Source organism: Kitasatospora sp. NBC_01266, from assembly GCF_036242395.1.
Taxonomy (GTDB): domain Bacteria; phylum Actinomycetota; class Actinomycetes; order Streptomycetales; family Streptomycetaceae; genus Kitasatospora.
In genome coordinates this window covers 1,203,242-1,228,289 of record NZ_CP108458.1, presented here as the reverse complement: position 1 = coordinate 1,228,289, position 25,048 = coordinate 1,203,242, and the positions used below count along the sequence as shown (strand labels likewise).

Here is a 25,048-nt window from a genome sequence, read left to right as displayed (position 1 = left end):
TCCCTCAGGTCGGCACCAGAATGCCGGACGGGACGATTTGCTTGCGGCGGGCCGGTACCCGTACAGTTCCGGAGTCGCGCCGAGAGGGGCGACTGAGTGAGTCGAGAAGATGAACTTCGGTAAATCGGAGTGAAACTGATCTGATAAGCTTTACGAAGTAAGAACGAAGCGCCCGGAGAGCTTGCGAGAGCGGCTTGAAGGAAGCGTCCGTTCCTTGAGAACTCAACAGCGTGCCAAAAGTCAACGCCAGATATGTTGACATCCCCGGCCTCGATCGCTTGATCGGGGTTGGAGATTCCTTTTGAAGTAAAACACTAGCGAGGACGCAGTGCACGAGGTCACCCTATTCCGGTGGTTGTCGTGCCGCTCAACGCGGGTGGCCGCTCGCGCTTTTAATTAAGCACTGTCGAGCAGACATTCACGGAGAGTTTGATCCTGGCTCAGGACGAACGCTGGCGGCGTGCTTAACACATGCAAGTCGAACGGTGAAGCCCTTCGGGGTGGATCAGTGGCGAACGGGTGAGTAACACGTGGGCAATCTGCCCTGCACTCTGGGACAAGCCCTGGAAACGGGGTCTAATACCGGATATGACCTTCCTCCGCATGGGGGTTGGTGTAAAGCTCCGGCGGTGCAGGATGAGCCCGCGGCCTATCAGCTTGTTGGTGGGGTAATGGCCTACCAAGGCGACGACGGGTAGCCGGCCTGAGAGGGCGACCGGCCACACTGGGACTGAGACACGGCCCAGACTCCTACGGGAGGCAGCAGTGGGGAATATTGCACAATGGGCGAAAGCCTGATGCAGCGACGCCGCGTGAGGGATGACGGCCTTCGGGTTGTAAACCTCTTTCAGCAGGGAAGAAGCGCAAGTGACGGTACCTGCAGAAGAAGCACCGGCTAACTACGTGCCAGCAGCCGCGGTAATACGTAGGGTGCGAGCGTTGTCCGGAATTATTGGGCGTAAAGAGCTCGTAGGCGGCCTGTCGCGTCGGATGTGAAAGCCCGGGGCTTAACCCCGGGTCTGCATTCGATACGGGCAGGCTAGAGTGTGGTAGGGGAGATCGGAATTCCTGGTGTAGCGGTGAAATGCGCAGATATCAGGAGGAACACCGGTGGCGAAGGCGGATCTCTGGGCCATTACTGACGCTGAGGAGCGAAAGCGTGGGGAGCGAACAGGATTAGATACCCTGGTAGTCCACGCCGTAAACGTTGGGAACTAGGTGTTGGCGACATTCCACGTCGTCGGTGCCGCAGCTAACGCATTAAGTTCCCCGCCTGGGGAGTACGGCCGCAAGGCTAAAACTCAAAGGAATTGACGGGGGCCCGCACAAGCAGCGGAGCATGTGGCTTAATTCGACGCAACGCGAAGAACCTTACCAAGGCTTGACATATACCGGAAACGTTCAGAGATGGGCGCCCCCTTGTGGTCGGTATACAGGTGGTGCATGGTTGTCGTCAGCTCGTGTCGTGAGATGTTGGGTTAAGTCCCGCAACGAGCGCAACCCTTGTTCTGTGTTGCCAGCATGCCTTTCGGGGTGATGGGGACTCACAGGAGACTGCCGGGGTCAACTCGGAGGAAGGTGGGGACGACGTCAAATCATCATGCCCCTTATGTCTTGGGCTGCACACGTGCTACAATGGTCGGTACAAAGGGCTGCGATACCGTGAGGTGGAGCGAATCCCAAAAAGCCGGCCTCAGTTCGGATTGGGGTCTGCAACTCGACCCCATGAAGTTGGAGTTGCTAGTAATCGCAGATCAGCATGCTGCGGTGAATACGTTCCCGGGCCTTGTACACACCGCCCGTCACGTCACGAAAGTCGGTAACACCCGAAGCCGGTGGCCTAACCCTTGGGAGGGAGCCGTCGAAGGTGGGACCAGCGATTGGGACGAAGTCGTAACAAGGTAGCCGTACCGGAAGGTGCGGCTGGATCACCTCCTTTCTAAGGAGCACATGGCCGGTTGCGAGCGAATGTCTCGCACGGTTGCTCATGGGTGGAACGTTGACTATTCGGCACACAGGGTTGGTTGTCTCCTAGTACTGCTTCGGCGTGGAACGGTTTCGGTTGATCTGGTGTGTCGGGCACGTTGTTGGGTCCTGAGGGAACGAGTAATCGTTGTCTCAGTGCCGGTCCCATGCGAGGCGCCCTGTTGGGGTGTTGAGGGTGGGTGTCTGGTCGTTGTTTGAGAACTGCACAGTGGACGCGAGCATCTGTGGCCAAGTTTTTAAGGGCGCACGGTGGATGCCTTGGCACCAGGAACCGATGAAGGACGTGGGAGGCCGCGATAGGCCCCGGGGAGCTGTCAACCGAGCTTTGATCCGGGGGTGTCCGAATGGGGAAACCCGGCAGTCGTCATGGGCTGTCACCCATACCTGAACACATAGGGTATGTGGAGGGAACGCGGGGAAGTGAAACATCTCAGTACCCGCAGGAAGAGAAAACAACCGTGATTCCGGGAGTAGTGGCGAGCGAAACCGGATGAGGCTAAACCGGAGTGGTGTGAGACCCGGCAGGGGTTGCCATTTCGGGGTCGTGGGAAAGTTCTTCAGTCGTCTGCCGGCGGCTGGGTGAGTCAGAAACCGTTGGTGTAGTCGAAGGACATGCGAAAGGTCCGGCGTAGAGGGTAAGACCCCCGTAGACGAAACATCAGCGGCTCACTTGAGCTTCTCCCAAGTAGCACGGAGCCCGAGAAATTCCGTGTGAATCTGGCGGGACCACCCGCTAAGCCTAAATATTCCCTGGTGACCGATAGCGGATAGTACCGTGAGGGAATGGTGAAAAGTACCGCGGGAGCGGAGTGAAATAGTACCTGAAACCGTGTGCCTACAAGCCGTGGGAGCGTCGTTCGTCAGCTTGCTGGCGGGCCGTGACTGCGTGCCTTTTGAAGAATGAGCCTGCGAGTTTGCGGTGTGTAGCGAGGTTAACCCGTGTGGGGTAGCCGTAGCGAAAGCGAGTCCGAATAGGGCGTTTGAGTTGCATGCCCAAGACCCGAAGCGGAGTGATCTAGCCATGGGCAGGTTGAAGCGCGGGTAAGACCGCGTGGAGGACCGAACCCACCAGGGTTGAAAACCTGGGGGATGACCTGTGGTTAGGGGTGAAAGGCCAATCAAACTCCGTGATAGCTGGTTCTCCCCGAAATGCATTTAGGTGCAGCGTCACGTGTTTCTTGCCGGAGGTAGAGCACTGGATAGGCGATGGGCCTCACCGGGTTACTGACCTTAGCCAAACTCCGAATGCCGGTAAGTGAGAGCGTGGCAGTGAGACTGTGGGGGATAAGCTCCATGGTCGAGAGGGAAACAGCCCAGAACACCGACTAAGGTCCCTAAGCGTGTGCTAAGTGGGAAAGGATGTGGAGTCGCAGAGACAACCAGGAGGTTGGCTTAGAAGCAGCCACCCTTGAAAGAGTGCGTAATAGCTCACTGGTCAAGTGATTCCGCGCCGACAATGTAGCGGGGCTCAAGCACACCACCGAAGTCGTGTCATTCACAGAATACGTCCAACGACGCTGTGGATGGGTAGGGGAGCGTCGTGTTCCGGGTGAAGCGGCCGAGGAATCGAGTCGTGGACGGGATACGAGTGAGAATGCAGGCATGAGTAGCGATACAAGAGTGGGAAACTCTTGCGCCGATTGACCAAGGGTTCCTGGGTCAAGCTGATCTGCCCAGGGTAAGTCGGGACCTAAGGCGAGGCCGACAGGCGTAGTCGATGGACAACGGGTTGATATTCCCGTACCCGCTTTGAAGCGCCAACGTCGAACCTCTGAATGCTAAAGCCGTGAAGCCGGCCCGGAGTCTTCGGACAAAGGGACGTGGTGGAGCCGCTGATCCAACAGGGTAGTAGGTGAGCGATGGGGTGACGCAGGAAGGTAGTCCAGCCCGGGCGGTGGTAGTCCCGGGGTAAGGGTGTAGGCCGAGTGATAGGCAAATCCGTCACTCATTAAGGCTGAGACCTGATGCCGAGCCGATTGTGGTGAAGTGGATGATCCTATGCTGTCGAGAAAAGCCTCTAGCGAGTTTCATGGCGGCCCGTACCCCAAACCGACTCAGGTGGTCAGGTAGAGAATACCGAGGCGTTCGGGTGAACTATGGTTAAGGAACTCGGCAAAATGCCCCCGTAACTTCGGGAGAAGGGGGGCCATTCCTGGTGATGAGACTTGCTCTCTGAGCTGGGGGTGGCCGCAGAGACCAGCGAGAAGCGACTGTTTACTAAAAACACAGGTCCGTGCGAAGCCGTAAGGCGATGTATACGGACTGACGCCTGCCCGGTGCTGGAACGTTAAGGGGACCGGTTAGCTCTGATTCGTCAGGGCGAAGCTGAGAACTTAAGCGCCAGTAAACGGCGGTGGTAACTATAACCATCCTAAGGTAGCGAAATTCCTTGTCGGGTAAGTTCCGACCTGCACGAATGGCGTAACGACTTCTCGACTGTCTCAACCATAGGCCCGGTGAAATTGCATTACGAGTAAAGATGCTCGTTTCGCGCAGCAGGACGGAAAGACCCCGGGACCTTTACTATAGCTTGATATTGGTGTTCGGTTCGGCTTGTGTAGGATAGGTGGGAGACTTTGAAGCAGCAACGCCAGTTGTTGTGGAGTCGTCGTTGAAATACCACTCTGGTCGTGCTGGATGTCTAACCTGGGTCCGTGATCCGGATCAGGGACAGTGTCTGGTGGGTAGTTTAACTGGGGCGGTTGCCTCCTAAAGAGTAACGGAGGCGCCCAAAGGTTCCCTCAGCCTGGTTGGCAATCAGGTGTTGAGTGTAAGTGCACAAGGGAGCTTGACTGTGAGACCGACGGGTCGAGCAGGTGCGAAAGCAGGGACTAGTGATCCGGCGGTGGCTTGTGGAAGCGCCGTCGCTCAACGGATAAAAGGTACCCCGGGGATAACAGGCTGATCTTCCCCAAGAGTCCATATCGACGGGATGGTTTGGCACCTCGATGTCGGCTCGTCGCATCCTGGGGCTGGAGTAGGTCCCAAGGGTTGGGCTGTTCGCCCATTAAAGCGGTACGCGAGCTGGGTTTAGAACGTCGTGAGACAGTTCGGTCCCTATCCGCTGTGCGCGTAGGAGTGTTGAGAAGGGCTGTCCCTAGTACGAGAGGACCGGGACGGACGAACCTCTGGTGTGCCAGTTGTCCTGCCAAGGGCATGGCTGGTTGGCTACGTTCGGGAGGGATAACCGCTGAAAGCATCTAAGCGGGAAGCCTGCTTCGAGATGAGCACTCCCACCTCCTTGAGAGGGTAAGGCTCCCAGTAGACGACTGGGTTGATAGGCCGGATGTGGAAGCCTCGTAAGGGGTGGAGCTGACCGGTACTAATAGGCCGAGGGCTTGTCCTCAGTTGCTCGCGTCCACTGTGTTGTTCTGAAACAACGACCCCACGCCAGGTCACGGTGTGGTGCGGTTGACAGTTTCATAGTGTTTCGGTGGTCATAGCGTGAGGGAAACGCCCGGTTACATTCCGAACCCGGAAGCTAAGCCTCATAGCGCCGATGGTACTGCAGGGGGGACCCTGTGGGAGAGTAGGACGCCGCCGAACAATTCTTCTGAAAAAGCCCCCACCGATATTCGGTGGGGGCTTCTTCGCGTTCGTGCCAGAATTCGGCGCATGACTGACAATGAGCGTGCCGCCGACCGTGAACGCGGCGTGGAGCCGAGTCCGTTCGTCCGTAGTCTGCCGATCGGCAAGCCCCTCGAGCTGCCGGCCGGTGGAGTGGTGGGCTGGGATGCCTTCCCGCTCGAGGGGGAGCTGAAGGTCAAGGCACTGGCCGAGCCGGTGCTGCCGGAGCCGCCTCGCTCGGGTGAGGACGGGCCGGAGAACTGCCGTGCCTGCCAGCGGGAGATCGACGATCCCGATGTGCTCTGGGCCGACGATCACTGGATGGTCTGCCGGTTCGCCGAGCCCGAGGGTCTGCCGGCCGCGGTGATGCTCTTCTCGCGCGGGCATTACGACCTGGCGGATCTGCCGGCCGAGCGTGCGGCCGAGCTGGGGCCGGTCTGCCAGCGGGTGGAGCGCGCCATCAAGTCGCTGGGCGGTATCGCCCGGGTGCACATCAACCGGTGGGGCGACGGAGCCGCGCACCTGCACCTCTGGTTCCTCGCCCGGCCGGAGGGCATGCTGCAGCTGCGCGGGACCTTCCTGCCGCTCTGGGCCGAGTTCCTGCCCAAGGTGCCCGAGGACGTCTGGGCGCGGACCAACCGGCAGATCGCCGCCGCGCTCGCCGCCGACAGCTGATCCGCGGCCTGACCAGTCGACCGAACGTCGAACGGCGCGCCACCCCGCGAGGGTGACGCGCCGTCAACAGGTACTCGGTGCTGGGCTCGGGCTCGGTCAGGCCCCGGCGCGCCGGGCTGCCTTGGCGGCTGCCTCCTGCTCGTCCTCGGCCTCCGCGACCTCCAGGGTCGGCGCGGTGCCGCCGAGGCCGGCGGGCAGCCACCAGGAGTCGCTGGGGCCGGTCGGCTTGGCCGGGTAGTCGCGCTGGGCCCGGTCGAGCATCTCGCTCATCGCCGCCCGCAGCCGCCGGGTGACCATCACCGGCTTGTCGGTGGGCTCCAGGAGAATCGGTTCGCCAATCATGATGGTGACCGGAACGTGCCGCTTGGTCAGGGTCTTCGGGCGGCCCTTGGTCCACAGCTGCTGGGTGCCCCAGAGGATCACCGGCAGCAGCGGGGCGCCGGCGTCGGCGGCCATCCGGGCCGCGCCGGTCTTGAACTTCTTCAGCATGAAGGAGCGGCTGATGGTGGCCTCGGGGAAGACGCCGACCACCTCGCCCGCCTTCAGCGCGCGCACCGCGGCCTCGTACGCGGGCTGGCCGTCGGTGCGGTCGACCGGGATGTGCTTCATCCCGCGCATCAACGGGCCGGAGATCTTGTGCCGGAAGACCTCGTCCTTCGCCATGAAGCGGGTCTTGCGGTCACCGCCCCGGTAGGCACCCAGGCCGGCGAAGAGGAAGTCCAGGTAGCTGATGTGATTGCTCACCAGCACCGCGCCGCCGGTGGCCGGCACGTGTTCGGCACCCACGATGGTGATCCGGCAGTCGAGCGCTTTGAAGACGGTCAGCGCGGCACGGATCACCGGCGGGTACACGAACTCTGCCACGGTCAGCCTACTTCTACTACGTACGGGCCCTGGCCCGGTGCGGTGGCACCCGGGTTCACCACCAGGGGACCGGGCCTCGAGGCGCGGCACGCCGCGGCTGACACGGGTGATTCTGCTGATGATGGTCCCTCGAAGGAGTGCCTTCTGTCACCTGGGCGTGCGTCGGCGGCGCGAGATTGTCATCACACCCCTGAACAGGGCGGGATCGGGAACTCGGGCTGACCGGCGGCAGGGGGGTGGCCCGAGCGGCGATCAGGGGGTCGCTCTCAGGCGCGGCCGGGCAGTGCGCGGCGCCACCACAGGTAGACCTCGCAGCCCAGGCAGTAGTCGAACGCGGCATTGAGAAAGGCGGCGGCCAGCGCGCAGCCGGTGGCGGCCAGGCCCAGCCAGTCGGCGCCGCCGAGGTAGCCGACGGTCCCCAGCAGGGCGAAGAGCAGCCCGACGCTCTGGGCGAAGCGCGGCGGACGGGCGTCCTCCCACTCGGCGGGCGGGCCCAGCCGGGGCTGTACCAGTACCCGGTAGAGCCAGCCGTAGGGCGAGTAGCGCAGACCGGCCAGCGCGCCGAGTGCGAAGACCAGCGCCTGGCCGGCCAGCAGCGCACCGCTGCCGGTGATCAGGACGGCGGCCAGTACCAGGCTGGTCAGGGCGGCGGCGAAGCGCGGCCCGCGCGGGTCGACTTGAGCGGGGCGGCGCTGGACGGTTCGCTGCTGCACGGTGGACTCCGAGGCGTCGGACGGAAGGGCGAGCGGGGGAGCGGCGGAGCGGCTCACCGACAGCGCGACGCGGTGGCCCGGCACAGGTCGACCACGCGGCGCCGCGTCAGTCGCTTCCGGGGGATGTCCACGGCGTGATCGTACGCGGCTCGCGAGCGGAGGAGCCAGTGTCCGGGCGAAGCCCGCGGTGGCGCACACTGAAGCGCATGACCGGACTGCTGGTGTGCGTCGCGGTGCTCGCGCTGGCGAGTGCCTTCGGGTTCTCCCGGGCCCGGCGCGACGGAAAGGTGCGCGCCGTCACGGCGCGCGGGAGGGACGAGACCGTGCAACTGTCCGCCGCCGATCTCGGCGAGCAGATCGAACTGGGGGAGCGGGCCACCCTGGTGCAGTTCTCGACCGCCTTCTGCCAGCCGTGCCGGGCCACCCGCCGGGTGCTCGCGGAGGTCGCCGGGATGGTGACCGGCGTGGCGCACGTGGAGATCGACGCCGAGCAGCACCTGGAGCTGGTCCGCCGGCTGGAGATCCTGCGCACCCCGACCGTGCTGGTGCTGGACGGCACCGGGCGGGTGGTGAAGCGCGCGGTCGGCCAGCCGCGCCGCGCCGACGTGATAGCCGCGCTCGGCGAAGCCTGCTGAACGCGGCCGCCGCAGCGGCCCGAGCGGCACCTGAGCAGGGTCCGGGAGCATTCCCGGGACCGGCGTCCTGAGCTCGGCATTCACCGGTGGGTTGAGTGCTGGGGAAGTCGAGAGCTTCGTCACAATGATCAGGGGGGATAACGCCCTGACATTGCGGCAAGATGTGGGCGACCGGTATTTAGATACTGACGAGTAACCAGAGCGGGATGCTGCCGAGTATGCTGCCGGAAGTGCCGGTCAGGGCAGCAGGAATGCGCTGTCCGTAGCGGGTGTCAGCGTGTGCGCACCCGCCCGTTGCACCCGCGGCAGCCGCCGGACGAGACCAGTACAGGAGACAGGCCGTGAGCTTGAGGATCGTTGTCTGTGTGAAGTACGTGCCCGATGCGACCGGTGACCGTCGCTTCGCGGACGACACCACCACCGACCGGGACGCCGTGGACGGGCTCCTGTCGGAGCTCGACGAGTACGGCGTCGAGCAGGCGCTGCGGATCAAGGAGGCGGCCGGTGACGACGCCGAGGTGACCGTGCTGACCGTCGGCGGCGACGACGCCCGGGACGCGCTGAAGAAGGCCCTCTCCATGGGTGCCGACAAGGGTGTCCACGTCAACGACGACGACATCCACGGCTCGGACGTGATCGCCACCTCCGCGATCCTCGCCAAGGCCCTCGAGAAGACCGGCTACGACCTGGTGGTCTGCGGCATGGCCTCCACCGACGGCACCATGGGCGTGCTGCCCGCGCTGCTCGCCGAGCGCCTGGGCCTGCCGCAGGTGACCCTGCTCTCCGAGGTCGCCGTCGACGGCGGCGTGGTGAAGGGCCGCCGTGACGGCGACGCCGCCACCGAGCAGGTCGAGGCCGCGCTGCCGGCCGTCGTCTCGGTCACCGACCAGTCGGGCGAGGCTCGCTACCCGTCCTTCAAGGGCATCATGGCCGCGAAGAAGAAGCCGGTCGAGGAGCTCGACCTGGACGACCTCGGCATCGACGCGGACGAGGTCGGCCTGGCCGGCGCGTGGACCGCGATCGAGACCATCACCGAGCGCCCGGCCCGCACCAAGGGAACGATCGTCAAGGACGAGGGCGAGGGCGGCAAGCAGCTCGCCAGCTACCTCGCCGAGCAGAAGTTCATCTGACCCGCCGTCCGGCCCCCACGTTCCCTCAGGAGACAAAAAATCATGGCTGAGATCCTGGTCCTGGTGGACCACGCCGACGGCGCCGTCCGCAAGCCCGCCCTGGAGCTGCTCACCCTGGCCCGCCGGATCGGCGAGCCGTCCGCGGTCGTCCTCGGCGCCGGCGCTGCCGCCGCCGACATCGCCGCCAAGGCCGCCGAGTTCGGCGCCGCCAAGGTCTACGTCGCCGACGCCGCCGAGTTCGCCGACTACCTGGTCGTCCCGAAGGTGGACGCGCTGACCCAGATCGCCAAGGCCTCCGGCGCCGCGGCCGTCCTGGTCACCTCCTCCGGCGAGGGCAAGGAGGTCGCGGCCCGCGTGGCGCTGCGCCTGGGCTCCGGCATCATCACCGACGCCGTCGACCTGGAGGCCGGCGCCGACGGCCCGGTCGCCACCCAGTCGGTCTTCGCGGCCTCGTTCCAGGTCAAGTCGAAGGTCTCGCACGGCGCTCCGGTCATCACCGTGAAGCCGAACTCCGCCGCGCCCGAGGCCGCCCCGGCCGCCGGCACGGTCGAGAACGTGACCGTCGAGTTCACCGGCAACGCCGCCAAGGTCACCTCGCGCACCGCGCGGGTCTCCACCGGCCGCCCCGAGCTGACCGAGGCCGCGATCGTGGTCTCCGGCGGCCGCGGTGTCGGTGCCGCCGAGGGCTTCGGCGTGGTCGAGCAGCTCGCGGACGCGCTCGGCGCGGCCGTCGGTGCCTCGCGCGCGGCCGTGGACGCCGGCTGGTACCCGCACAGCAACCAGGTCGGCCAGACCGGCAAGCAGGTCTCCCCGCAGCTCTACGTCGCGGCGGGCATCTCCGGCGCGATCCAGCACCGGGCCGGCATGCAGACCTCGAAGACCATCGTCGCGATCAACAAGGACGCCGAGGCGCCGATCTTCGAGCTGGTCGACTACGGCGTGGTCGGCGACCTGTTCGACGTGCTGCCGCAGCTGACCGGCGAGGTCAACGCCCGCAAGGGCTGAACCCGAGCGGCGCCCGCAGGGCCGGACCGAGCGGCGCTCGGGAGGCCGAACGCGAGCGACCGCACGAGCAACTGAGCGAGTGTCGAGCCGGATTCAGCTCGGCCGACAGCTCCAGCAGGGCGTGATCCCCCCGTGGTGGTGTGGATCACGCCCTGTGGCGTGTGCGGGTCCCGTAGAGTGCCGCCGTGAACCTGTTGACAGCACTTCAGGGCGGGCACGGCGACGCGGCCGACGCGCTGCGGATCGACGGTCGGACCCTCTCCCGGGAGCGGCTGCTGGGCGCGGCCAACACGGTGGCGGCCCGGGTGGCCGGGGCCAGGGCGCTGGCCGTGCTGGCGCGGCCGAGTGTGGAGACCGTGACCGCGGTGGTCGGCGGGTTGCTGGCCGGGGTGCCGGTGGTGCCGCTGCCGCCGGACGCCGGGCCGGTGGAGCGTTCGCACATCCTGCGGGACAGCGGCGCCGAGCTGCTGGCCGGCGAGGGCCCGGCCGTCAAGGAGGTCGCGGCCGAGATCATCGGCGCTGCCACCGTCGACGCGCTGCCGGTCGACCTCGGCGAGACCAGTGCCGAGCAGCCCCCCGAGCCCGCCGCCGAGCAGGCCGCCTTCGTGCTCTACACCTCCGGCACCACCGGCCCGCCGAAGGGCGTGATCCTCTCCCGCCGCGCGGTGGCCGCCGACCTGGACGCGCTGGCCGAGGCCTGGGCCTGGACCGCCGAGGACACCCTGGTGCACGGCCTGCCGCTGTTCCACGTGCACGGCCTGGTGCTCGGCGTGCTCGGCGCGCTGCGCACCGGCTGCCGGCTGGTGCACACCGGCCGCCCGACCCCGGCGGCCTACGCCGAGGCGGCCGGCACCCTCTACTTCGGCGTGCCCACCGTCTGGTCCCGGATCGCCGCCGACCAGCCCGCGGCCCAGGCGCTGAGCGGCGCCCGGCTGCTGGTCTCCGGCAGCGCCCCGCTGCCCGTCCCGGTCTTCGAGAAGCTGACCACGCTCACCGGCCACCGCCCGGTCGAGCGGTACGGCATGACCGAGACCCTGATCACCGTGAGCACCCGGGCCGCCGGCGAGCGCCGCCCCGGCAGCGTCGGCCTGCCGCTGGCCGGCACCGAGACCCGGTTGATCGCCGAGGACGGGCGCCCGGTGCCCGCCGACGGGGAGAGCGTGGGCGACCTCCAGGTCCGCGGTCCCTCGATGTTCGACGGCTACCTGGGCAACCCGCTAGCCAACGCCGAGGCCTTCACCGAGGACGGCTGGTTCCGCACCGGGGACGTCGCGACCATCGGCCCCGACGGCTTCCACCGGATCGTCGGTCGCGGCTCGGTGGACGTGATCAAGAGCGGCGGCTTCAAGATCGGCGCCGGCGAGGTGGAGGCCGCGCTGCGCGACCACCCGGCGGTCGCGGACGCCGCCGTGGTCGGCGCCCCGGACGCGGACCTGGGGCAGGCGGTGGTCGCCTTCGTGATCCCCGACGGCCCGGTGACGGGTGACCAGCTCACCGACTTCGTGGCGCAGCGGCTCTCGGTGCACAAGCGCCCGCGCAAGGTGGTCCTGGTCGAGGAGTTGCCGCGCAACGCGATGGGCAAGGTGTTGAAGAAGCGGCTGCTGGAGGAGTAGCCGACTGCGGGCGGATCGGGAGGCGCGGGTTCAGGCCGCGCCGAGCCGGAACGCCTGGCTGCCGAACTCGACCTGGTCGCCCGGCCCCACCGGCACGCCGCCGGTGACCCGGCGGCCGTTCACGTGGGTGCCGTTGGTCGAGCCCAGGTCGTAGAGCACCCAGCCGTCCCCGTAGCGGCGCAGTTCGGCGTGCTGACGGGAGACGGAGACATCGGTGAGGCGCAGGTCCGAACCGGGGGCGCGGCCGATCCGCAGCTCGGCGGGGCCCAGCTGAGGCAGTGTCAGGCCGGGCAGGCGCTCGGTCCGCCAGGCGTTGCGCAGCCGGACGGTGAAGGCGGACAGGCGCCCGACCGCGCGCAGGGCGAAGCGGGCCAGCGGGCCGTCGGCCGGCAGGTCGGCGAGGGCCGCCGCCAACTCGGCGGTGCTGCGGGCGGTGAGCACCAGCTCCATCCGGCGGATGAAGGTGTCCTGCGAGAGCCGACCGTCCCCGGCGCCGTCCCGCAGCACCTCGAGGGCGCGTTCGCGGTCGGCCTCCGAGGGACGGGCCTGGAGGTCGACGGAGGCCACGCTGGTGCGGGGCTCGGGAGCGGTCATACGACCGATTCTGGGGCGCGGCGGGGCGCGGTGTCCAGAATGGGTGGCGCGGGAACCGCGGGGTGCTGCGGGACAGTCCCGGCAGGTGCGGCCGCGTCGTGGCCGGGACCGGGCAGGATGGGCTCGGGCCACGGACGACGAGGAACAGGACGGTGGATGATGACTGGTCAGGCGCTGGTCGCGGCGGTCGACATCGGTGGGACGAAGATCGCCGGAGCGCTCGTCGGGGCCGAGGACGGCGAGCTGTACCACCGGGTCGAGCGCCCCACCCGGGCCCAGGAGTCGGGCAAGGTGGTGCGCGACGCGCTGGCCGAGGTGGTCGAGGCACTCGCGGCCACGCCGCAGTGGGCCGGGGTCGAGCTGGTCGGGGTCGGCAGCGCGGGCCCGGTGGACACCGTGCGAGGGACCGTCAGCCCGGTCAACATCCCCGGCTGGCGCGACTTTCCGGTGGTCCGGGAGGTGCGTGAGCTGGCGGCCGGCCGCCCGGTGGTGCTGACCGGCGACGGGGTGGCGATGACCGCCGCCGAGCACTGGCGCGGCGCGGCCCGGGGCTTCGACAACGCGCTCTGCATGGTGGTCTCCACCGGGGTCGGCGGCGGCCTGGTGCTGGGCGGGGCGCTGCACCCCGGGCCGACCGGCAACGCGGGGCATATCGGCCACATCAGCGTGGACCTGGACGGTGAGCCCTGTGCCTGCGGTGGACGGGGGTGCCTCGAGGGTCTGGCCAGCGGGACCGCGATCGCCCGGCACGCGCTGGCGGCGGGCTGGCGGCCCGGCGGTGCGGCGAGCGGCCAGGCGACCGGTGCGGCGTCCGGCGCCGCGAGCGGCCGGGTGGACGCGGCCGCCGTGGCCGTGGCGGCGCGCGCCGGCGATCCGGTGGCGCTGGCCGCCTTCGCCCGCGCCGGGCAGGCGCTGGCCGCGGGCATCGCGGCGGCGGCGACGCTGGTGGAGCTGGAGGTGGTGGTGATCGGCGGCGGTGTCGCGCAGGCGGGCGAGCTGCTGTTCGGCCCGCTGCGCGAGCGGCTGGGCGACTACGCGGCACTCTCCTACGTGCGCGGGCTGCGCCTGCGGCCGGCGGAACTGGCCACCGACGCGGGCCTGGTGGGCGCTGCTGCGGCGGCGCTGCGGGCGGTGGCCCGGGCCTGAGCGGGCGCGCGGGCCTGAGCGGGCGGCGCGTGCTCGGCGAAACGCGCCCCGGTTCGGAGCGGGAGCGGACCTGGATCGAACGTGGATCGGACCGAGAAGTGACCGCTCATCAGATCTTCAGGAATGACGGGTCGGCCTCGGCGGGTACCACCTCGGATGGTGCCGGGGCGCTCGGCGCGTCAGGGAGCGTCGGCGAGGTCAGGGGGAATCGTGATCATCTGGGTCAACGGGACGTTCGGAGTGGGCAAGAGCAGCGCCTGCCGTGAGCTGGTGGAGCTGCTGCCCGGCAGCACCCTCTTCGATCCGGAGGGCATCGGCGACTACCTGCGCGGGGTGCTGCCGCGCCGCCGGCTGGCCGAGGTCGGCGACTACCAGGACCTGCCGGCCTGGCGGCGTCTGGTCCCCGAGGCGGCGGCCACGGTGCTGGCGGAGGTGCCGGGCACCCTGGTGGTCCCGATGACGCTGCTGCGCGAGGCCTACCGGGACGAGATCTTCGGCGCGCTGGCGGCCCGCGGCCTGACGGTGCACCACTTCGTGCTGCACGCTGAGGAAACGATCCTGCGCGAGCGGATCGGGCACGACACGCGGTTCCCGGACGATCCGGCGGCCGACGCCGAGTGCCGCCGCTGGCGCCTGGCCCACCTGCCCGTCTACCAGCAGGCCCGGACCTGGCTGCACCGCGACGCCCGGGTACTGGACACCGCCGACCTGACGCCCCGCCAGGTCGCCGAGACCCTCGCCGCCCTGGTCGCGGAAGGCGCCGCGCGCTGCCCGATCGTGCGCGCCACCGACTCGGCGGACGACACGGTGGCGGCCGCGGTGCTGCTCTTCGACGAGGACGACCGGGTGCTGCTGGTCGACCCCGTCTACAAGCCCGACTGGGAGTTCCCCGGCGGCGTGGTCGAGCGCGGTGAGGCGCCCACCCTGGCTGCCGTCCGGGAGGCCGCGGAGGAACTGGGCCTGCGGCTGGACCCGGAGGCGCTGCGGTTGCTGGCGGTCGACTGGGAGCCGCGCACCGGCCCGCGCCGGGGCGGCATGCGGCTGGTCTACGACGGCGGACGCCTGACCGCCGCTCAGCGGGCCGAGCTGCGGCTGCCGCCGGACGAGCTGCGGGACTGGCGCTTCGTCACCCTGGGTGAATCCGAGCGGCTGCTGTCGGCCGGCCGCTACCGGCGGCTGGCCAGCGCCCTGGAGGCCCGTGGCGCGGGCACCTCGCACTACCTGGAGGCGGGCCGCCCGGCGGCCACCGGCGCGGGCAGCGCCGGGTAGCGACCGGGCAGCCGGCGGGCGGATGGCCGCGCCGACGGCTCTCGGCGAGGATGGCCGCATGCCGTTCACGTTCAGCCATCCCGCCGCCGTGCTGCCGCTGCTGCGCGGGCTGCGCGGCCGGGGACCGCTGCTGGCCTCCGCGCTGGTCGCCGGGTCGATGGCGCCTGACCTGCCGTTCTTCGCGGCCTCCTGGGGCCCGGGGCTGTTCCGGCACGGCGCGCTGACCCACCGGTGGTGGGCGGTCCCCACCGTGGACGTGGCGCTGGCGGGGGTGCTGGCGGCCGGTTGGCAGGGCGCGCTGCGGCGCCCGCTGCTCGGCCTGCTGCCGCCGTGCTGGGCCGAACCCGCCCTGCTGGCCACCGAGCGCCGCCCGGCGCCAGGCGGGTCCGGGCAGCGGGCCACCGCCTTCGCGCTCTCCGCCGCGCTCGGCGCGGCCGGCCACGTCGGCTGGGACGCGTTCACCCACCCGGGGCGGCTCGGCGGGCGACTGCTGCCGGTGCTCGAGCGCCGGGTGGCGGGTGTGCCGCTCTGCACGGCGCTGCAGTACGGCAGCTCGGCCCTCGGGCTGGCCGTGCTCGGCGGTCACCTGGCCCGCGAGCTGCGGATCGAGCCGGACGGCGGGGCGCCGCAGGACCCGCGGACGACCCGTCAGCGGGCCCGCCGGCGGGCGCTGGTCGGCGCCGGCGCGGCGGCCGGGGCCGCCCACCGGCTGAGCCGCGTCCGTCGGGCGCGCGGTACGGGCGGGCGGTCGGACCCGATCTCCGACTTCTGCTTCGGCGCCGGTGCGGGGGCCACGACGGCAGCGGCCGTGCTGGGCGTGCTGGACCTGCTGGGGCCGCCCCGGCAGGTCCACCGGCGGTAGGGCCGGTGGGAGGCGAACCGCCCGACCGGCCCTGGTGCCTCAGCCCTGCCAGACCTGCGCGTACCGCCGCAGGAACAGCGCCTCCGAGAGCGCCATCCGCTCCAGCTCCTCGGGGTCCACGCTCTCGTTCACCGCGTGGATCTGGGTGCTCGGCTCCTCGACGCCGATCAGCACGATCTCGGCCTTCGGGTAGAGCGTGCGCAGCGTGTTGCAGAGCGGGATCGAGCCGCCCTCGCCGGCCACCACCATGTCCACCCCGAACGCCTCGCGCATCGCCTCGCCGAGCGCCTCGTAGGCGGGGCCCGAGGTCTCGGCGAGGAACGGGTGGCCGCCGCTGAGCCGGGTGACGGTCAGCTGGACGCCCCAGGGGGCCGCCTGCTCCAGGTGGGCCACCAGCGCGTCCTGGGCCGTCTCGATCGACATGCCCGGCGGCACCCGCAGGCTGACCTTGGCCTTGGCGCCGGCCTGCACCGAGGAGGTGGACCCGATCACCGCGGGGACGTCGATGCCCACCACGGTCACCGCGGGACGTGCCCAGAGCCGGTCGGCGACGTCGCCGGTGCCGATCAGCCGCACCCCGTCCAGCACCTTGGCGTCGGCGCGGAACCGGTCCTCGGGGTAGCTGACGCCGGGCCAGGTCTGGTCGGCGGGCAGGCCCGCGATCGCGGTGCCGCCCTGCTCGTCGTAGAGCGAGGCGAGCAGCTTCAGCAGCGCGGCCAGCGCGTCGGGGGCGGCGCCGCCGAACGCGCCCGAGTGCAGGTTGCCGGCCAGCGTGCGCACCTCGACCGACACCTCGGTGATGCCGCGCAGCGAGGCGGTGGCGGTCGGCAGGCCGGCCGCGAAGTTGCCGACGTCGCCGATCACGATCGCGTCCGCGGTGAGCAGTTCGGGGTGCGCGATGGCGTACTGCTCCATGCCACCGGTGCCCTGCTCCTCGGAGCCCTCGACGATCACCTTCAGGTTGACCGGCAGCGCCGGGCCGCCGCTCTCGCGCAGCGCCCGCAGGGCCGTCAGGTGCATCAGGATGTTGCCCTTGCAGTCCGCCGCACCGCGCCCGTACCAGCGCCCGTCGCGCTCGGTGAGCTGGAACGGCGGGCTGGCCCAGGCCTTCTCGTCCAGCTGCGGCTGCACGTCGTAGTGCGAGTAGAGCAGCACGGTCGGCGCGCCGGGCACGCCGGTCAGCTCGCCGTAGACGGACTGGGTGCCGTCCGGCGTGTCGAGCAGCTGAACGCCCGTCAGTCCCTCGGCGCGCAGCGCGTCGGCCACCCAGTGCGCGGCGGCCTGGCACTCCCGCTCCAGGCCGAGCTGCGGGTCGGCGATCGACGGGAAGGCCACCAGCTCGGCGAGCTCGCGCTGGGCACGGGGCATCAGCGCATGGACGGCGGCGGCGAGATCGGGCGAGGGTTCGGTCATGACGGCTCTCCGGAAGCTGCGTGGTTGATCACCTGTGCGACCGAGCATAAGGGCGCCGCCGGACGCCCGGGTGGCGTGGCCGCGCTGGTGGCGCAGGCGGCACACGCCGGTGCGCCGCATAGGATGACTCGACGTGAGAGACTCCGGTAATGCCCCCGATGCCCGCCTGCCCGTCGACGTTCTGGACGGACCGGCGGCCGAACCTGAAGCCGACGTCGAAGCCCGTGACCCGCTCGACGGTGTCTGGGACGTCGTGGTGGTCGGGGCCGGCCCGGCCGGGGCCTCGGCCGCGCACGCCGCAGCTGTGCAGGGTCGCCGGGTGCTGCTGCTGGACAAGGCCGAGCACCCCCGTTACAAGACCTGCGGCGGCGGGATCATCGGACCGTCCCGGGACAACCTGCCGGCCGACTTCAAGATCCCGTTCCAGGACCGGGTGCACGCCGTCACCTTCGCGCTGAACGGCCGCTTCACCCGCACCCGGCGCTCGAAGCGGATGCTCTTCGGCCTGGTCAACCGCACCGAGTTCGACCTGCGCCTGGTCGAGGCGGCCCAGCAGGCGGGCGCCGTGCTGGTCACCGGCGTCACCGTGACCGGCGTCGAGCAGCAGGGCGGCGCCGACCGCCGCACGGTGGCCGTGACGCTGGCCGACGGGCGCTCGGCGCAGGCCCGCGCGGTGGTCGGCGCGGACGGCAGCGCCAGCCGGATCGGGCGGCACGTCGGGGTCACCTTCGACCAGATCGACCTGGGCCTGGAGGCCGAGATCCCGGTGCCCGAGCGGGTGGCCCGGGCCTGGGAGGGCCGGATCCACCTGGACTGGGGCCCGCTGCCCGGCAGCTACGGCTGGGTCTTCCCGAAGACCGACTCCGGCACGCTGACCGTCGGGGTGATCTCGGCGCGCGGCGACGGCGAGCTGACCAAGCGTTACCTGGCCGACTACATCCGCCGGCTGGGGCTGTCCGGCTTCACCCCCGCCATCGAGTCCGGCCACCTGACCCGCTGCCGGGCCGAGGACTCGCCGCTCTCCCGCGGCCGGGTGCTGGTGGCCGGCGACGCGGCCGGACTGCTGGAGCCGTGGACCCGCGAGGGCATCTCCTACGCGCTGCGCTCGGGCCGGCTGGCCGGCGAGTGGGCGGTGCAGGTGGCCGAGGCGGGCAGCCCGCAGGAGGTGCGGCGGCAGGCGCTGAACTACGCCTTCGCGGTGAAGGCGGGCCTGGGCGTGGAGATGCGGGCGGGCAAGGTGATGCTGGAGGCCTTCGAGCGCCGGCCGTACCTGTTCCACCTGGCGGTCTGCGTGATCAGGCCGGCCTGGCAGGCGTTCGCCCAGACCACCCAGGGGCACACCACCTTCGGCCAGATCCTGCGGCGCTACCGGGCCGCGCGGCGGCTGGCGGCACTGGCCTCGCGGTAGGGCCGGTCCGACCGTGCCCGCCGGGCGCCTGCTCCCGGGGGAGTACGGGTGAGGGCTCCGGCGGGCCGACGTCCGCCGGGCCGTCCTCGCCTGGACCTGCTGCGCGCGGTGCGGGTGGTGGCGGGGCATCAGCGGCACAGCTCCTCGCCCAGCGGGCTGCGCAGGTAGAGCACCGAGCGCCCGTGCCGGGCCCGGGTGACCAGGCGGGTGGCCAGCAGGACCGCCAGGTGCTGGCTCACCGCGCCCGGGGTCACGCTCAGCCGCAGCGCCAGTTCGGTGGTGGAGACCGGTTCGTGCAGCAGGGTCAGCAGGCGGGCCTTGGGCGCGCCGAGCAGCTGCTCCAGCGCGCGCGAGGAGCCCGGCGGGTCGAGGGCGCCCGCCATGGTGCCCTGGCCGCGGGCCGGATAGCTGATGGAGGGCGGCAGTTCGGCGCTGATCGAGGTGTTGGCGCCGCGGACGAAGCAGCTGGGCAGGAAGACCAGGCCGCGCCGTCGCACCGGGATGTCGGTGTCCCCGGAGTCGCCCCAGCTGCGGTTGATCGTCAGCACGCCGTCCGACCAGTGCAGCCGGTCGTCGAGTTCGGCGAACATCACCGCGGCGCCCTGCTGCGCCAGGGTCCGGGCCCGGTGCACGATGTCCGCCTCCAGCACCGAGCGGGCCCGGGGCCACCAGTGCGGGGCCAGGCAGTTCTCCCAGTACTCCTCCAGCGCCAGGCAGATCGCCTCCAGCAGGCGCTCCGGCTCGGCCAGCCCCTCGGCCAGCGGCGGCGGCAGCGCCCCGTCGTGCGGCAGGAAGGCGGGCTCCAGCTCGGCCCGCAGGTTCGCCGGGTCGGTGGCCCGCAGCACGCCCAGCTCGGCCCGGAAGCCGGGGGAGGGGCCGGTCGGCCGCGGGGTCAGGAAGTCCGGGGTGTACCGGTTGCCGGCGACCAGCGCGCGCAGCAGCCGGCCGCCCTCCAACTGCTCGAAGGCCGGCCGCATCTGCCGGAACCACGGCCGCTGCGCCGGATAGCTCTCCGGGTGGGTCCACATCCGCAGGCTCAGCACCGTCTCGTGCAGCGGCGAGCAGGAGAAGGAGACCGCGGCGAGGTCGGCCAGGCCGAGGAGGAAACGGTGCATAACAGCCCCTCGATTCAGCTTGGGCCTAAATCAGTACCCGTACGGTACCGGGCCGGGCTGAGATCGCGTCATGACGACGACAAGCACCGACAGCACGCCGTCCGTACCCGCTCCGCCCGCCCCGGCGCCCATCCGCGCGCCCGGCCGACTGCTGCCGACCGATCCGGTGCTGCGGCTGCTGACCTGGATCACCGTGGCCAACGCGCTCGGCAACGGCCTGTTCTTCACGATCAGCGCCCTCTACTTCACCCGGATCCTGGGCTACGGCGTGGCCCAGGTAGGTGTGGTGCTCACCGTGGCCGGGCTCTGCGGGGTGCTGGCCAGCATCCCCGCCGGGCGGGCCGCCGACCGCTGGGGCAGCAAGCGGGTGGTGATCGTGCTGGTCGCCGTCGAGGCGGTGGGCAGCACCGGCTACCCCCTGCTGCACGGGCTGCCCGCCTTCGTGCTGCTCTCCTGCGTGGTGACCGCGCTCGACCGCGGCGTGGCCACCGCCCGCAGCGCGCTCTACGCCGAGGTGCTGCCGAGCGAGCAGCGGGTGGCCGGGCGGGCCTACCTGCGGGCGGTCACCAACGTGGCGATGGGCCTGGGCGGCATCCTGGCCGGCCTCACGCTGCAGGCCGACACCCGCTTCGCCTACAACCTGACCGTGCTCGCGAACGCGGTCAGCTACGGGCTGGTGGCGCTCGGCATGCTGCGGGTGCCGAGCCGGCCGGCGGCCGCCGCGCCGTCGGTGGCCCGCACCCGCGCGGAGCGGCGCAATCCCGCGCTGCGCGACCTGCCCTTCCTCGCCATCACCGGCCTCAGCGCCGTGCTCACCCTGCAGTTCGCGATGCTGGAGGTCGGCGTCCCGCTCTGGATCGTCCGCGACACCCACGCGCCGCGCGTCATGGTCGCCGTCTCGATGACCATCAACACCGCCCTGGTGGTGCTCTTCCAGGTCCGGGCCACCCGGGGCACCGAGCAGCCGGGGCGGGCCGCCCGGGTCTGCCTGCGCGGCGGGCTGCTGCTGGCGGCCGGCTGCCTGCTGTTCGGCCTGGCCCACGGACTGTCGCCGCTGCTCGCCACCGTGGTGCTGACGCTCGCCCTGGTCGTCGAGGCCGGTGGCGAGGTGCTCACCCAGGCGGGCACCTGGGCGCTCAGCTACGACCTGGCGGGCGACCGCGCGGTCGGCGCCTACCAGGGCGTCTTCAACGCGGGCACGGCCGCCACCCTCATGGTCGGGCCCGCGTTGATCACCCTGGGCGTGGTGGGGCACGGGATGCTGGGCTGGCTCGGCTTCGGCCTCCTGTTCGCGGTGGCCGGGGTCGCGCTGGTCCCGGTCAGCCGCTGGGCGCAGCGGCGCGCGGCCCTGGCCTGACGGGCGGTCGGCTCATCTGACCACCGCCGGCAGTACGGCAGGTCGGCGGCGGCCAGCTCTGTCGCCGGCCCGGCCGCGCGCAGGCCTGCGAGATTCTGCCGAGCGGGTGCCGCGGCCGGCCAGCGAATTCACGGTGCCGGCACGGCCCGGGCCGGTGGCCCCTGGTTCGGAGGCGGTCCGGCGTGCCAGAGTGCTCCCAGCCCGTCCGACCCACCCTCATATCGGATACCGGAAAGCAGGTCCTACCGCGATGACCAGCGCAGCGCCCCTCGTCCGCGTCAGCACGGCCGGCGCCGTCACCACCCTGGAGCTCGACTCCCCGCACAACCGCAACGCGCTCTCCACCCGGCTGATGGCCGAGCTGGCCCGGGGCCTGGCGGACGCCGCGGCCGACCCGGCCGTGCGGGCCGTGGTGCTCGGGCACACCGGCAAGGTGTTCTGCGCGGGCGCCGACCTCTCGGAGGCCACCGGCAGCGACCCGACGGTCGGGCCGCGCGGCCTGGTGGACATCCAGCGGGCCATCGTGGACTGCCCCAAGCCGGTGATCGCGTACGTCAACGGGCACGTCCGGGCCGGCGGGCTCGGCCTGCTCGGCGCGGCCGACCTGGCGATCGCCGGGCCCGCCGCCACCTTCGCCTTCACCGAGGTGCGGCTCGGCCTGGCTCCCGCCGTCATCTCGCTGCCGCTGCGCCCCAAGCTGGAGCCGCGCGCCGCGGCCCGCTACTACCTGACCGGCGAGACCTTCGACGCCGTCGAGGCGGCCCGGATCGGCCTGATCACCGTCGCCGCCGGCGAGGCGGACGAGGCGGCGAAGGTGCTGGCCGAGGTGCTGGCCGCGCTGCGGCTGGCCTCCCCGCAGGGGCTGGCCGAGTCCAAGCGGCTGGTCAACGCCGAGGTGGTGCGCTCCTTCGAGCAGGACGCGGACGCCCGGGTCGAGCAGTCCGCCCGACTCTTCGGCTCGCCCGAGGCGCAGGAGGGCATGAAGGCGTTCCTGGAGCGGCGCCCGGCACCGTGGGCCCTCGACGCGCAGTGACCACGGCGCCGGTCGTGCGGTGATCCCGGTCGGTCTCCCGGCGTGATCCGATCGGTGGTGTGATCTTGCTCCCCCGGCCGTCGGCGGGCGGCGGGGGAGCGGCTACCGTGTGCGCATGCCGAACGCCACCGCCCTGCTCACCGCCGTCCGCTCCCGGGCCCGTCGTGCCGCCGGGCGAGCCGTGCACCGGAGCTGGCGCTGGGTGCAGGAGCAGGGCGCCGTCTCCAACCAGAACCCGGGTCCGTACCGCTTCCACACCCTCGGGGACGGCAGCAAGCTCGCCTTCCCGCTGGGCACCGTGTTCAACGAGCAGTCGATCGCGATCGGCCCGTTCTGCATCATCGGCGAGCGGGTCACCATCTCGGCCGGTTTCGTGCCGGGTCTGGACCTGGGCCCGGAGCCGCTGATCACCATCGGCGGCGGCTGCGTGATCGGCCGGGGCAGCCACCTGATCGGACACCAGTCGATCGTGCTCGGCGACGACGTCTGGACCGGCCCGAACGTCTACATCAGCGACCAGGCCCACGAGTACCGTGACACCACCCTGCCGATCGGCAAGCAGTGGCCGCGCAACGAGCCGGTCGAGATCGGCGCCGGCAGCTGGATCGGCACCGGCGCGGTGATCCTGCCCGGCGCCCGGCTGGGCCGCAACGTGGTGGTGGCGGCCGGCTCGGTGGTGCGCGGCGAGGTGCCCGACCACAGCGTGGTGGCCGGGGCGCCCGCGCGGGTGGTGCGCAGCTTCACCGAGGCCGAGGGCTGGCAGCCGCCGTTCCGCCACGACGCGCCGCGCCCGCTGCCCGACGGTGTCACCGCCGAGCAGCTGCGCGCGCTGGTGGGCTGGGACCTGCGGCCGCCGACGGTCGACTGAGCCCCGGCCCCTCGTCGCCGGGTGCCGCCGGTTGATCAGAGACGGATCAGAGACGGATCAGTGCCGTCCGCCCGACCGGCCCCGGCGCGCTCGACGGGTGGCTGACCAGGACCGCGTCGTAGCCGTCGAGCGCGATGGCCAGCAGGGTGCCGCCCGCCGCCGGTCGCAGCTCCTCGCCGCCCGAGGTCACGGTGACCTCGGCGCCCGGCTCCCGGGCCATCAGGTTGAGCGCGGTGACCGGGCTGCCCAGCAGCCGGGCGCTGGTGGGCAGCCCGCCCGGGAACGCGAACGGCCGCTGCGGCGGGACGATGACCGGTTCGCGGTCGCCGACGGTCAGTTCGAGGCCGGGCCCCTCCACCACGGTGAGGATCCGGGCCAGGCCGGGGAAGAGTGAGAACGGCCCGTCCGCCGCGACCTCCGCCAGGCTCACCCGCCACGCCCCGCCGGGGTCGGCCGCCACCTCGCGGGTGTACCCGCCACCGTTGCGCCAGGGGGTGACGGTGCGGGCGGCGGCGGGCAGCTGATGGACGCTCATGTGGGCAGGCTACCCGTGCCGCCGCCCGGCCCGGTGCACCACCGCCGCCAGGGCGGCGGCCCCCAGGCCGGCGGCGGAGACCGTGGTCAGCGCCAGCGGCAGACTCGCCGCGTCGGCGAGGAAGCCGATCACCGGCGGGCCGATCAGCATGCCCGCGTACCCGAGGGTGGAGGCGGTGGCCACCCCGCGCGGCCCGCCCACCTCGCCGGCCCGCGCGATCGCCAGCGGGAAGAGGTTGGCCAGCCCGAGCCCGACCAGCACGAAGCCGGCCAGCACCAGCCAGACCGAGGGGGTCAACGCGGCGACCAGCATGCCCGCACCCGCCGTCAGGCCGCCGGCCACCATCAGCCGGGCGGGGCCGAGCCGGATCGACAGCCAGGTCCCGGCCAGCCGCCCGGCGGTCATCGCGAAGGCGTAGACGGCGTAGCCGAAGGCGGCCAGCGCCGCGCCCGCGTGCACGTCGTCGGTCAGGTGCAGGGTGGCCCAGTCGGCGAGCGAGCCCTCGCCGTACGAACTGCACAGCGCGGTGAGCCCGACCAGCAGCACCAGCAGCCGGCCGGCCCGTGGCAGCTGCCCCGCCACGGCACGTTCCGTCGGCGTCTCGCGCACCGTGCCGGCGACGCGGCCGCCGCGCAGCAGCACCACCCCGGCCCCGGCGGTGACCAGCACGCCCAGCGCCCCGCTGCAGGCCAGCGCCCAACTGGCCGTCAGCTGCCCCGCCAGCAGTCCGCCGACCGCCGCGCCGAGCAGCCCGCCGAGGCTGTAGCCGGCGTGGAAGCTGGGCATCACCGGGCGCCGCAGCTCGGCCACCAACTCGACGGCGGTGCTGTTCATCGCCACGTTGGCGGCCCCGTACCCGGCGCCGAAGAGCAGCAGCACCGCGCCGAGGGCGGGCACCGAGTGGGTGTGCGACGGCAGCACCACCGCGCCGCTGAGCAGCGCGAGCGAGAGCACGGTGATCCGGCGGCTGCCGTGCCGCAGGCAGAGCCGGCCGACCAGCGGCATGGTCGCCACCGCGCCGGCCGAGACGCAGAGCAGCGCGAGCCCGAGGGCCGCGTGCGAGGCGTGCACCTGGGCCCGGACGTCGGGGATCCGGACCACCCAGGCGGCGAAGAGGAAGCCGTCGACGGCGAAGAAGGCGGTCAGCGCGAGCCGGGCGGCTGGCCAGGCGCTGACCGCCCGGCCTGCCGGGGCGGACGGTTCTGCTGTACCGGACGGGTGGCGGACGGTGGCGCGTATTTTGTTCAGGAGCGGCACAAA

At 70.9% G+C, this 25,048-nt stretch carries 19 protein-coding genes and 3 rRNA genes; 15 read left to right on the top strand and 7 right to left on the bottom strand.

The genetic code is table 11. The annotated features are described in order from the left end of the window. The first annotated feature begins 417 nt into the window (after positions 1-417). The 4 genes from OG403_RS05525 to OG403_RS05510 all read left to right on the top strand — a co-directional run bounded on the left by OG403_RS05525 (position 418) and on the right by OG403_RS05510 (position 6,228). Positions 418-1,939, top strand: a 16S ribosomal RNA gene (locus tag OG403_RS05525). A 273-nt stretch (positions 1,940-2,212) separates the two neighbouring features. Then, positions 2,213-5,332: ribosomal RNA gene (locus tag OG403_RS05520) — 23S ribosomal RNA — on the top strand. Between the two features lie 83 nt (positions 5,333-5,415). Further along, a 5S ribosomal RNA gene (gene rrf, locus OG403_RS05515) occupies positions 5,416-5,532 on the top strand. Together the 16S, 23S and 5S rRNA genes form the textbook arrangement of a ribosomal RNA operon. Positions 5,533-5,601: 69 nt before the next feature. Further along, positions 5,602-6,228 carry an HIT family protein gene (locus tag OG403_RS05510; RefSeq protein ID WP_329561890.1) on the top strand — a complete coding sequence of 209 codons (627 nt, stop codon included), beginning with the start codon at positions 5,602-5,604 and terminating at the stop codon, positions 6,226-6,228. A 96-nt stretch (positions 6,229-6,324) separates the two neighbouring features. On the opposite strand, the gene OG403_RS05505 is transcribed toward OG403_RS05510, so the two are convergent. Both OG403_RS05505 and OG403_RS05500 read right to left on the bottom strand, forming a co-directional pair. Beyond that, on the bottom strand, positions 6,325-7,092 hold the full coding sequence (locus OG403_RS05505) for a lysophospholipid acyltransferase family protein (RefSeq protein ID WP_329561888.1): 768 nt from the start codon (positions 7,090-7,092) through the stop codon (positions 6,325-6,327). 266 nt (positions 7,093-7,358) lie between these two features. Continuing rightward, entirely contained in the window at positions 7,359-7,805 is a 447-nt protein-coding gene (locus OG403_RS05500) for a DUF4395 domain-containing protein (protein WP_329561886.1), read from the bottom strand. 206 nt (positions 7,806-8,011) lie between these two features. Here OG403_RS05500 and OG403_RS05495 point away from each other — a divergent pair, with 206 nt between their 5' ends. From OG403_RS05495 to OG403_RS05480, 4 genes are all read left to right on the top strand, one after another. After that, a complete protein-coding gene (locus OG403_RS05495; protein WP_329561885.1) occupies positions 8,012-8,440 on the top strand; it encodes a thioredoxin family protein in 429 nt (142 codons plus the stop codon). 365 nt (positions 8,441-8,805) lie between these two features. After that, positions 8,806-9,570 (top strand): electron transfer flavoprotein subunit beta/FixA family protein, encoded by a 765-nt coding sequence (locus OG403_RS05490; protein WP_329561883.1) that lies wholly within the window; start codon positions 8,806-8,808, stop codon positions 9,568-9,570. Positions 9,571-9,612: 42 nt separating this feature from the next. Then, positions 9,613-10,575: an electron transfer flavoprotein subunit alpha/FixB family protein gene (locus tag OG403_RS05485; RefSeq protein ID WP_329561882.1), complete on the top strand. Its 963-nt coding sequence runs from the start codon at positions 9,613-9,615 to the stop codon at positions 10,573-10,575. Between the two features lie 185 nt (positions 10,576-10,760). Beyond that, positions 10,761-12,188 carry an acyl-CoA synthetase gene (locus OG403_RS05480; protein ID WP_329561881.1) on the top strand — a complete coding sequence of 476 codons (1,428 nt, stop codon included), beginning with the start codon at positions 10,761-10,763 and terminating at the stop codon, positions 12,186-12,188. 30 nt (positions 12,189-12,218) lie between these two features. On the opposite strand, the gene OG403_RS05475 is transcribed toward OG403_RS05480, so the two are convergent. Beyond that, complete coding sequence (locus OG403_RS05475) at positions 12,219-12,782, bottom strand: DUF1707 and FHA domain-containing protein (protein ID WP_329561879.1); 564 nt, start codon at positions 12,780-12,782, stop codon at positions 12,219-12,221. 156 nt (positions 12,783-12,938) lie between these two features. On the opposite strand from OG403_RS05475, the gene OG403_RS05470 reads away from it, so the two are divergent. The 3 genes from OG403_RS05470 to OG403_RS05460 all read left to right on the top strand — a co-directional run bounded on the left by OG403_RS05470 (position 12,939) and on the right by OG403_RS05460 (position 16,059). Further along, a complete protein-coding gene (locus OG403_RS05470) occupies positions 12,939-13,928 on the top strand; it encodes an ROK family protein (RefSeq protein WP_329561878.1) in 990 nt (329 codons plus the stop codon). Positions 13,929-14,138: 210 nt separating this feature from the next. Beyond that, complete coding sequence (locus OG403_RS05465) at positions 14,139-15,197, top strand: NUDIX hydrolase (RefSeq protein ID WP_329561877.1); 1,059 nt, start codon at positions 14,139-14,141, stop codon at positions 15,195-15,197. 58 nt (positions 15,198-15,255) lie between these two features. Continuing rightward, a complete protein-coding gene (locus OG403_RS05460) occupies positions 15,256-16,059 on the top strand; it encodes a DUF4184 family protein (RefSeq protein WP_329561876.1) in 804 nt (267 codons plus the stop codon). Positions 16,060-16,098: 39 nt separating this feature from the next. Here the strand turns inward: OG403_RS05460 and OG403_RS05455 are convergent, their stop codons facing one another. Beyond that, complete coding sequence (locus OG403_RS05455; RefSeq protein ID WP_329561874.1) at positions 16,099-17,472, bottom strand: dipeptidase; 1,374 nt, start codon at positions 17,470-17,472, stop codon at positions 16,099-16,101. Positions 17,473-17,653: 181 nt separating this feature from the next. Here OG403_RS05455 and OG403_RS05450 point away from each other — a divergent pair, with 181 nt between their 5' ends. Then, positions 17,654-18,880 carry a geranylgeranyl reductase family protein gene (locus OG403_RS05450; protein ID WP_329572117.1) on the top strand — a complete coding sequence of 409 codons (1,227 nt, stop codon included), beginning with the start codon at positions 17,654-17,656 and terminating at the stop codon, positions 18,878-18,880. Between the two features lie 128 nt (positions 18,881-19,008). Here the strand turns inward: OG403_RS05450 and OG403_RS05445 are convergent, their stop codons facing one another. After that, complete coding sequence (locus OG403_RS05445; protein WP_329561873.1) at positions 19,009-19,995, bottom strand: ArsR/SmtB family transcription factor; 987 nt, start codon at positions 19,993-19,995, stop codon at positions 19,009-19,011. 70 nt (positions 19,996-20,065) lie between these two features. Here OG403_RS05445 and OG403_RS05440 point away from each other — a divergent pair, with 70 nt between their 5' ends. The 3 genes from OG403_RS05440 to OG403_RS05430 all read left to right on the top strand — a co-directional run bounded on the left by OG403_RS05440 (position 20,066) and on the right by OG403_RS05430 (position 23,253). Continuing rightward, positions 20,066-21,352, top strand: a complete 1,287-nt coding sequence (locus OG403_RS05440) for an MFS transporter (RefSeq protein ID WP_329561872.1) — start codon at positions 20,066-20,068, stop codon at positions 21,350-21,352. Between the two features lie 250 nt (positions 21,353-21,602). After that, positions 21,603-22,385 carry an enoyl-CoA hydratase family protein gene (locus OG403_RS05435; RefSeq protein WP_329561871.1) on the top strand — a complete coding sequence of 261 codons (783 nt, stop codon included), beginning with the start codon at positions 21,603-21,605 and terminating at the stop codon, positions 22,383-22,385. 115 nt (positions 22,386-22,500) lie between these two features. After that, on the top strand, positions 22,501-23,253 hold the full coding sequence (locus OG403_RS05430; protein WP_329561869.1) for an acyltransferase: 753 nt from the start codon (positions 22,501-22,503) through the stop codon (positions 23,251-23,253). Positions 23,254-23,299: 46 nt separating this feature from the next. Here OG403_RS05430 and OG403_RS05425 read toward each other — a convergent pair whose 3' ends face one another. Further along, positions 23,300-23,788 carry a HutD/Ves family protein gene (locus OG403_RS05425; protein ID WP_329561868.1) on the bottom strand — a complete coding sequence of 163 codons (489 nt, stop codon included), beginning with the start codon at positions 23,786-23,788 and terminating at the stop codon, positions 23,300-23,302. 9 nt (positions 23,789-23,797) lie between these two features. Next, the gene (locus tag OG403_RS05420) at positions 23,798-25,045 is read right to left on the bottom strand and encodes an MFS transporter (RefSeq protein WP_442910861.1); all 1,248 of its coding nucleotides are present in this window, start codon (positions 25,043-25,045) and stop codon (positions 23,798-23,800) included. Between the last annotated feature and the right edge of the window lie 3 nt (positions 25,046-25,048).

Bases quoted from the DNA above. Each gene is read 5' to 3' on its own strand.
- OG403_RS05510 (WP_329561890.1), top strand. From the start codon at position 5,602: ATGACTGACAATGAGCGTGCCGCCGACCGTGAACGCGGCGTGGAGCCG.
- OG403_RS05495 (WP_329561885.1), top strand. From the start codon at position 8,012: ATGACCGGACTGCTGGTGTGCGTCGCGGTGCTCGCGCTGGCGAGTGCC.
- OG403_RS05485 (WP_329561882.1), top strand. From the start codon at position 9,613: ATGGCTGAGATCCTGGTCCTGGTGGACCACGCCGACGGCGCCGTCCGC.
- OG403_RS05475 (WP_329561879.1), bottom strand. From the start codon at position 12,782: ATGACCGCTCCCGAGCCCCGCACCAGCGTGGCCTCCGTCGACCTCCAG.
- OG403_RS05470 (WP_329561878.1), top strand. From the start codon at position 12,939: ATGATGACTGGTCAGGCGCTGGTCGCGGCGGTCGACATCGGTGGGACG.
- OG403_RS05460 (WP_329561876.1), top strand. From the start codon at position 15,256: ATGCCGTTCACGTTCAGCCATCCCGCCGCCGTGCTGCCGCTGCTGCGC.
- OG403_RS05455 (WP_329561874.1), bottom strand. From the start codon at position 17,472: ATGACCGAACCCTCGCCCGATCTCGCCGCCGCCGTCCATGCGCTGATG.
- OG403_RS05445 (WP_329561873.1), bottom strand. From the start codon at position 19,995: ATGCACCGTTTCCTCCTCGGCCTGGCCGACCTCGCCGCGGTCTCCTTC.
- OG403_RS05440 (WP_329561872.1), top strand. From the start codon at position 20,066: ATGACGACGACAAGCACCGACAGCACGCCGTCCGTACCCGCTCCGCCC.
- OG403_RS05435 (WP_329561871.1), top strand. From the start codon at position 21,603: ATGACCAGCGCAGCGCCCCTCGTCCGCGTCAGCACGGCCGGCGCCGTC.
- OG403_RS05430 (WP_329561869.1), top strand. From the start codon at position 22,501: ATGCCGAACGCCACCGCCCTGCTCACCGCCGTCCGCTCCCGGGCCCGT.
- OG403_RS05425 (WP_329561868.1), bottom strand. From the start codon at position 23,788: ATGAGCGTCCATCAGCTGCCCGCCGCCGCCCGCACCGTCACCCCCTGG.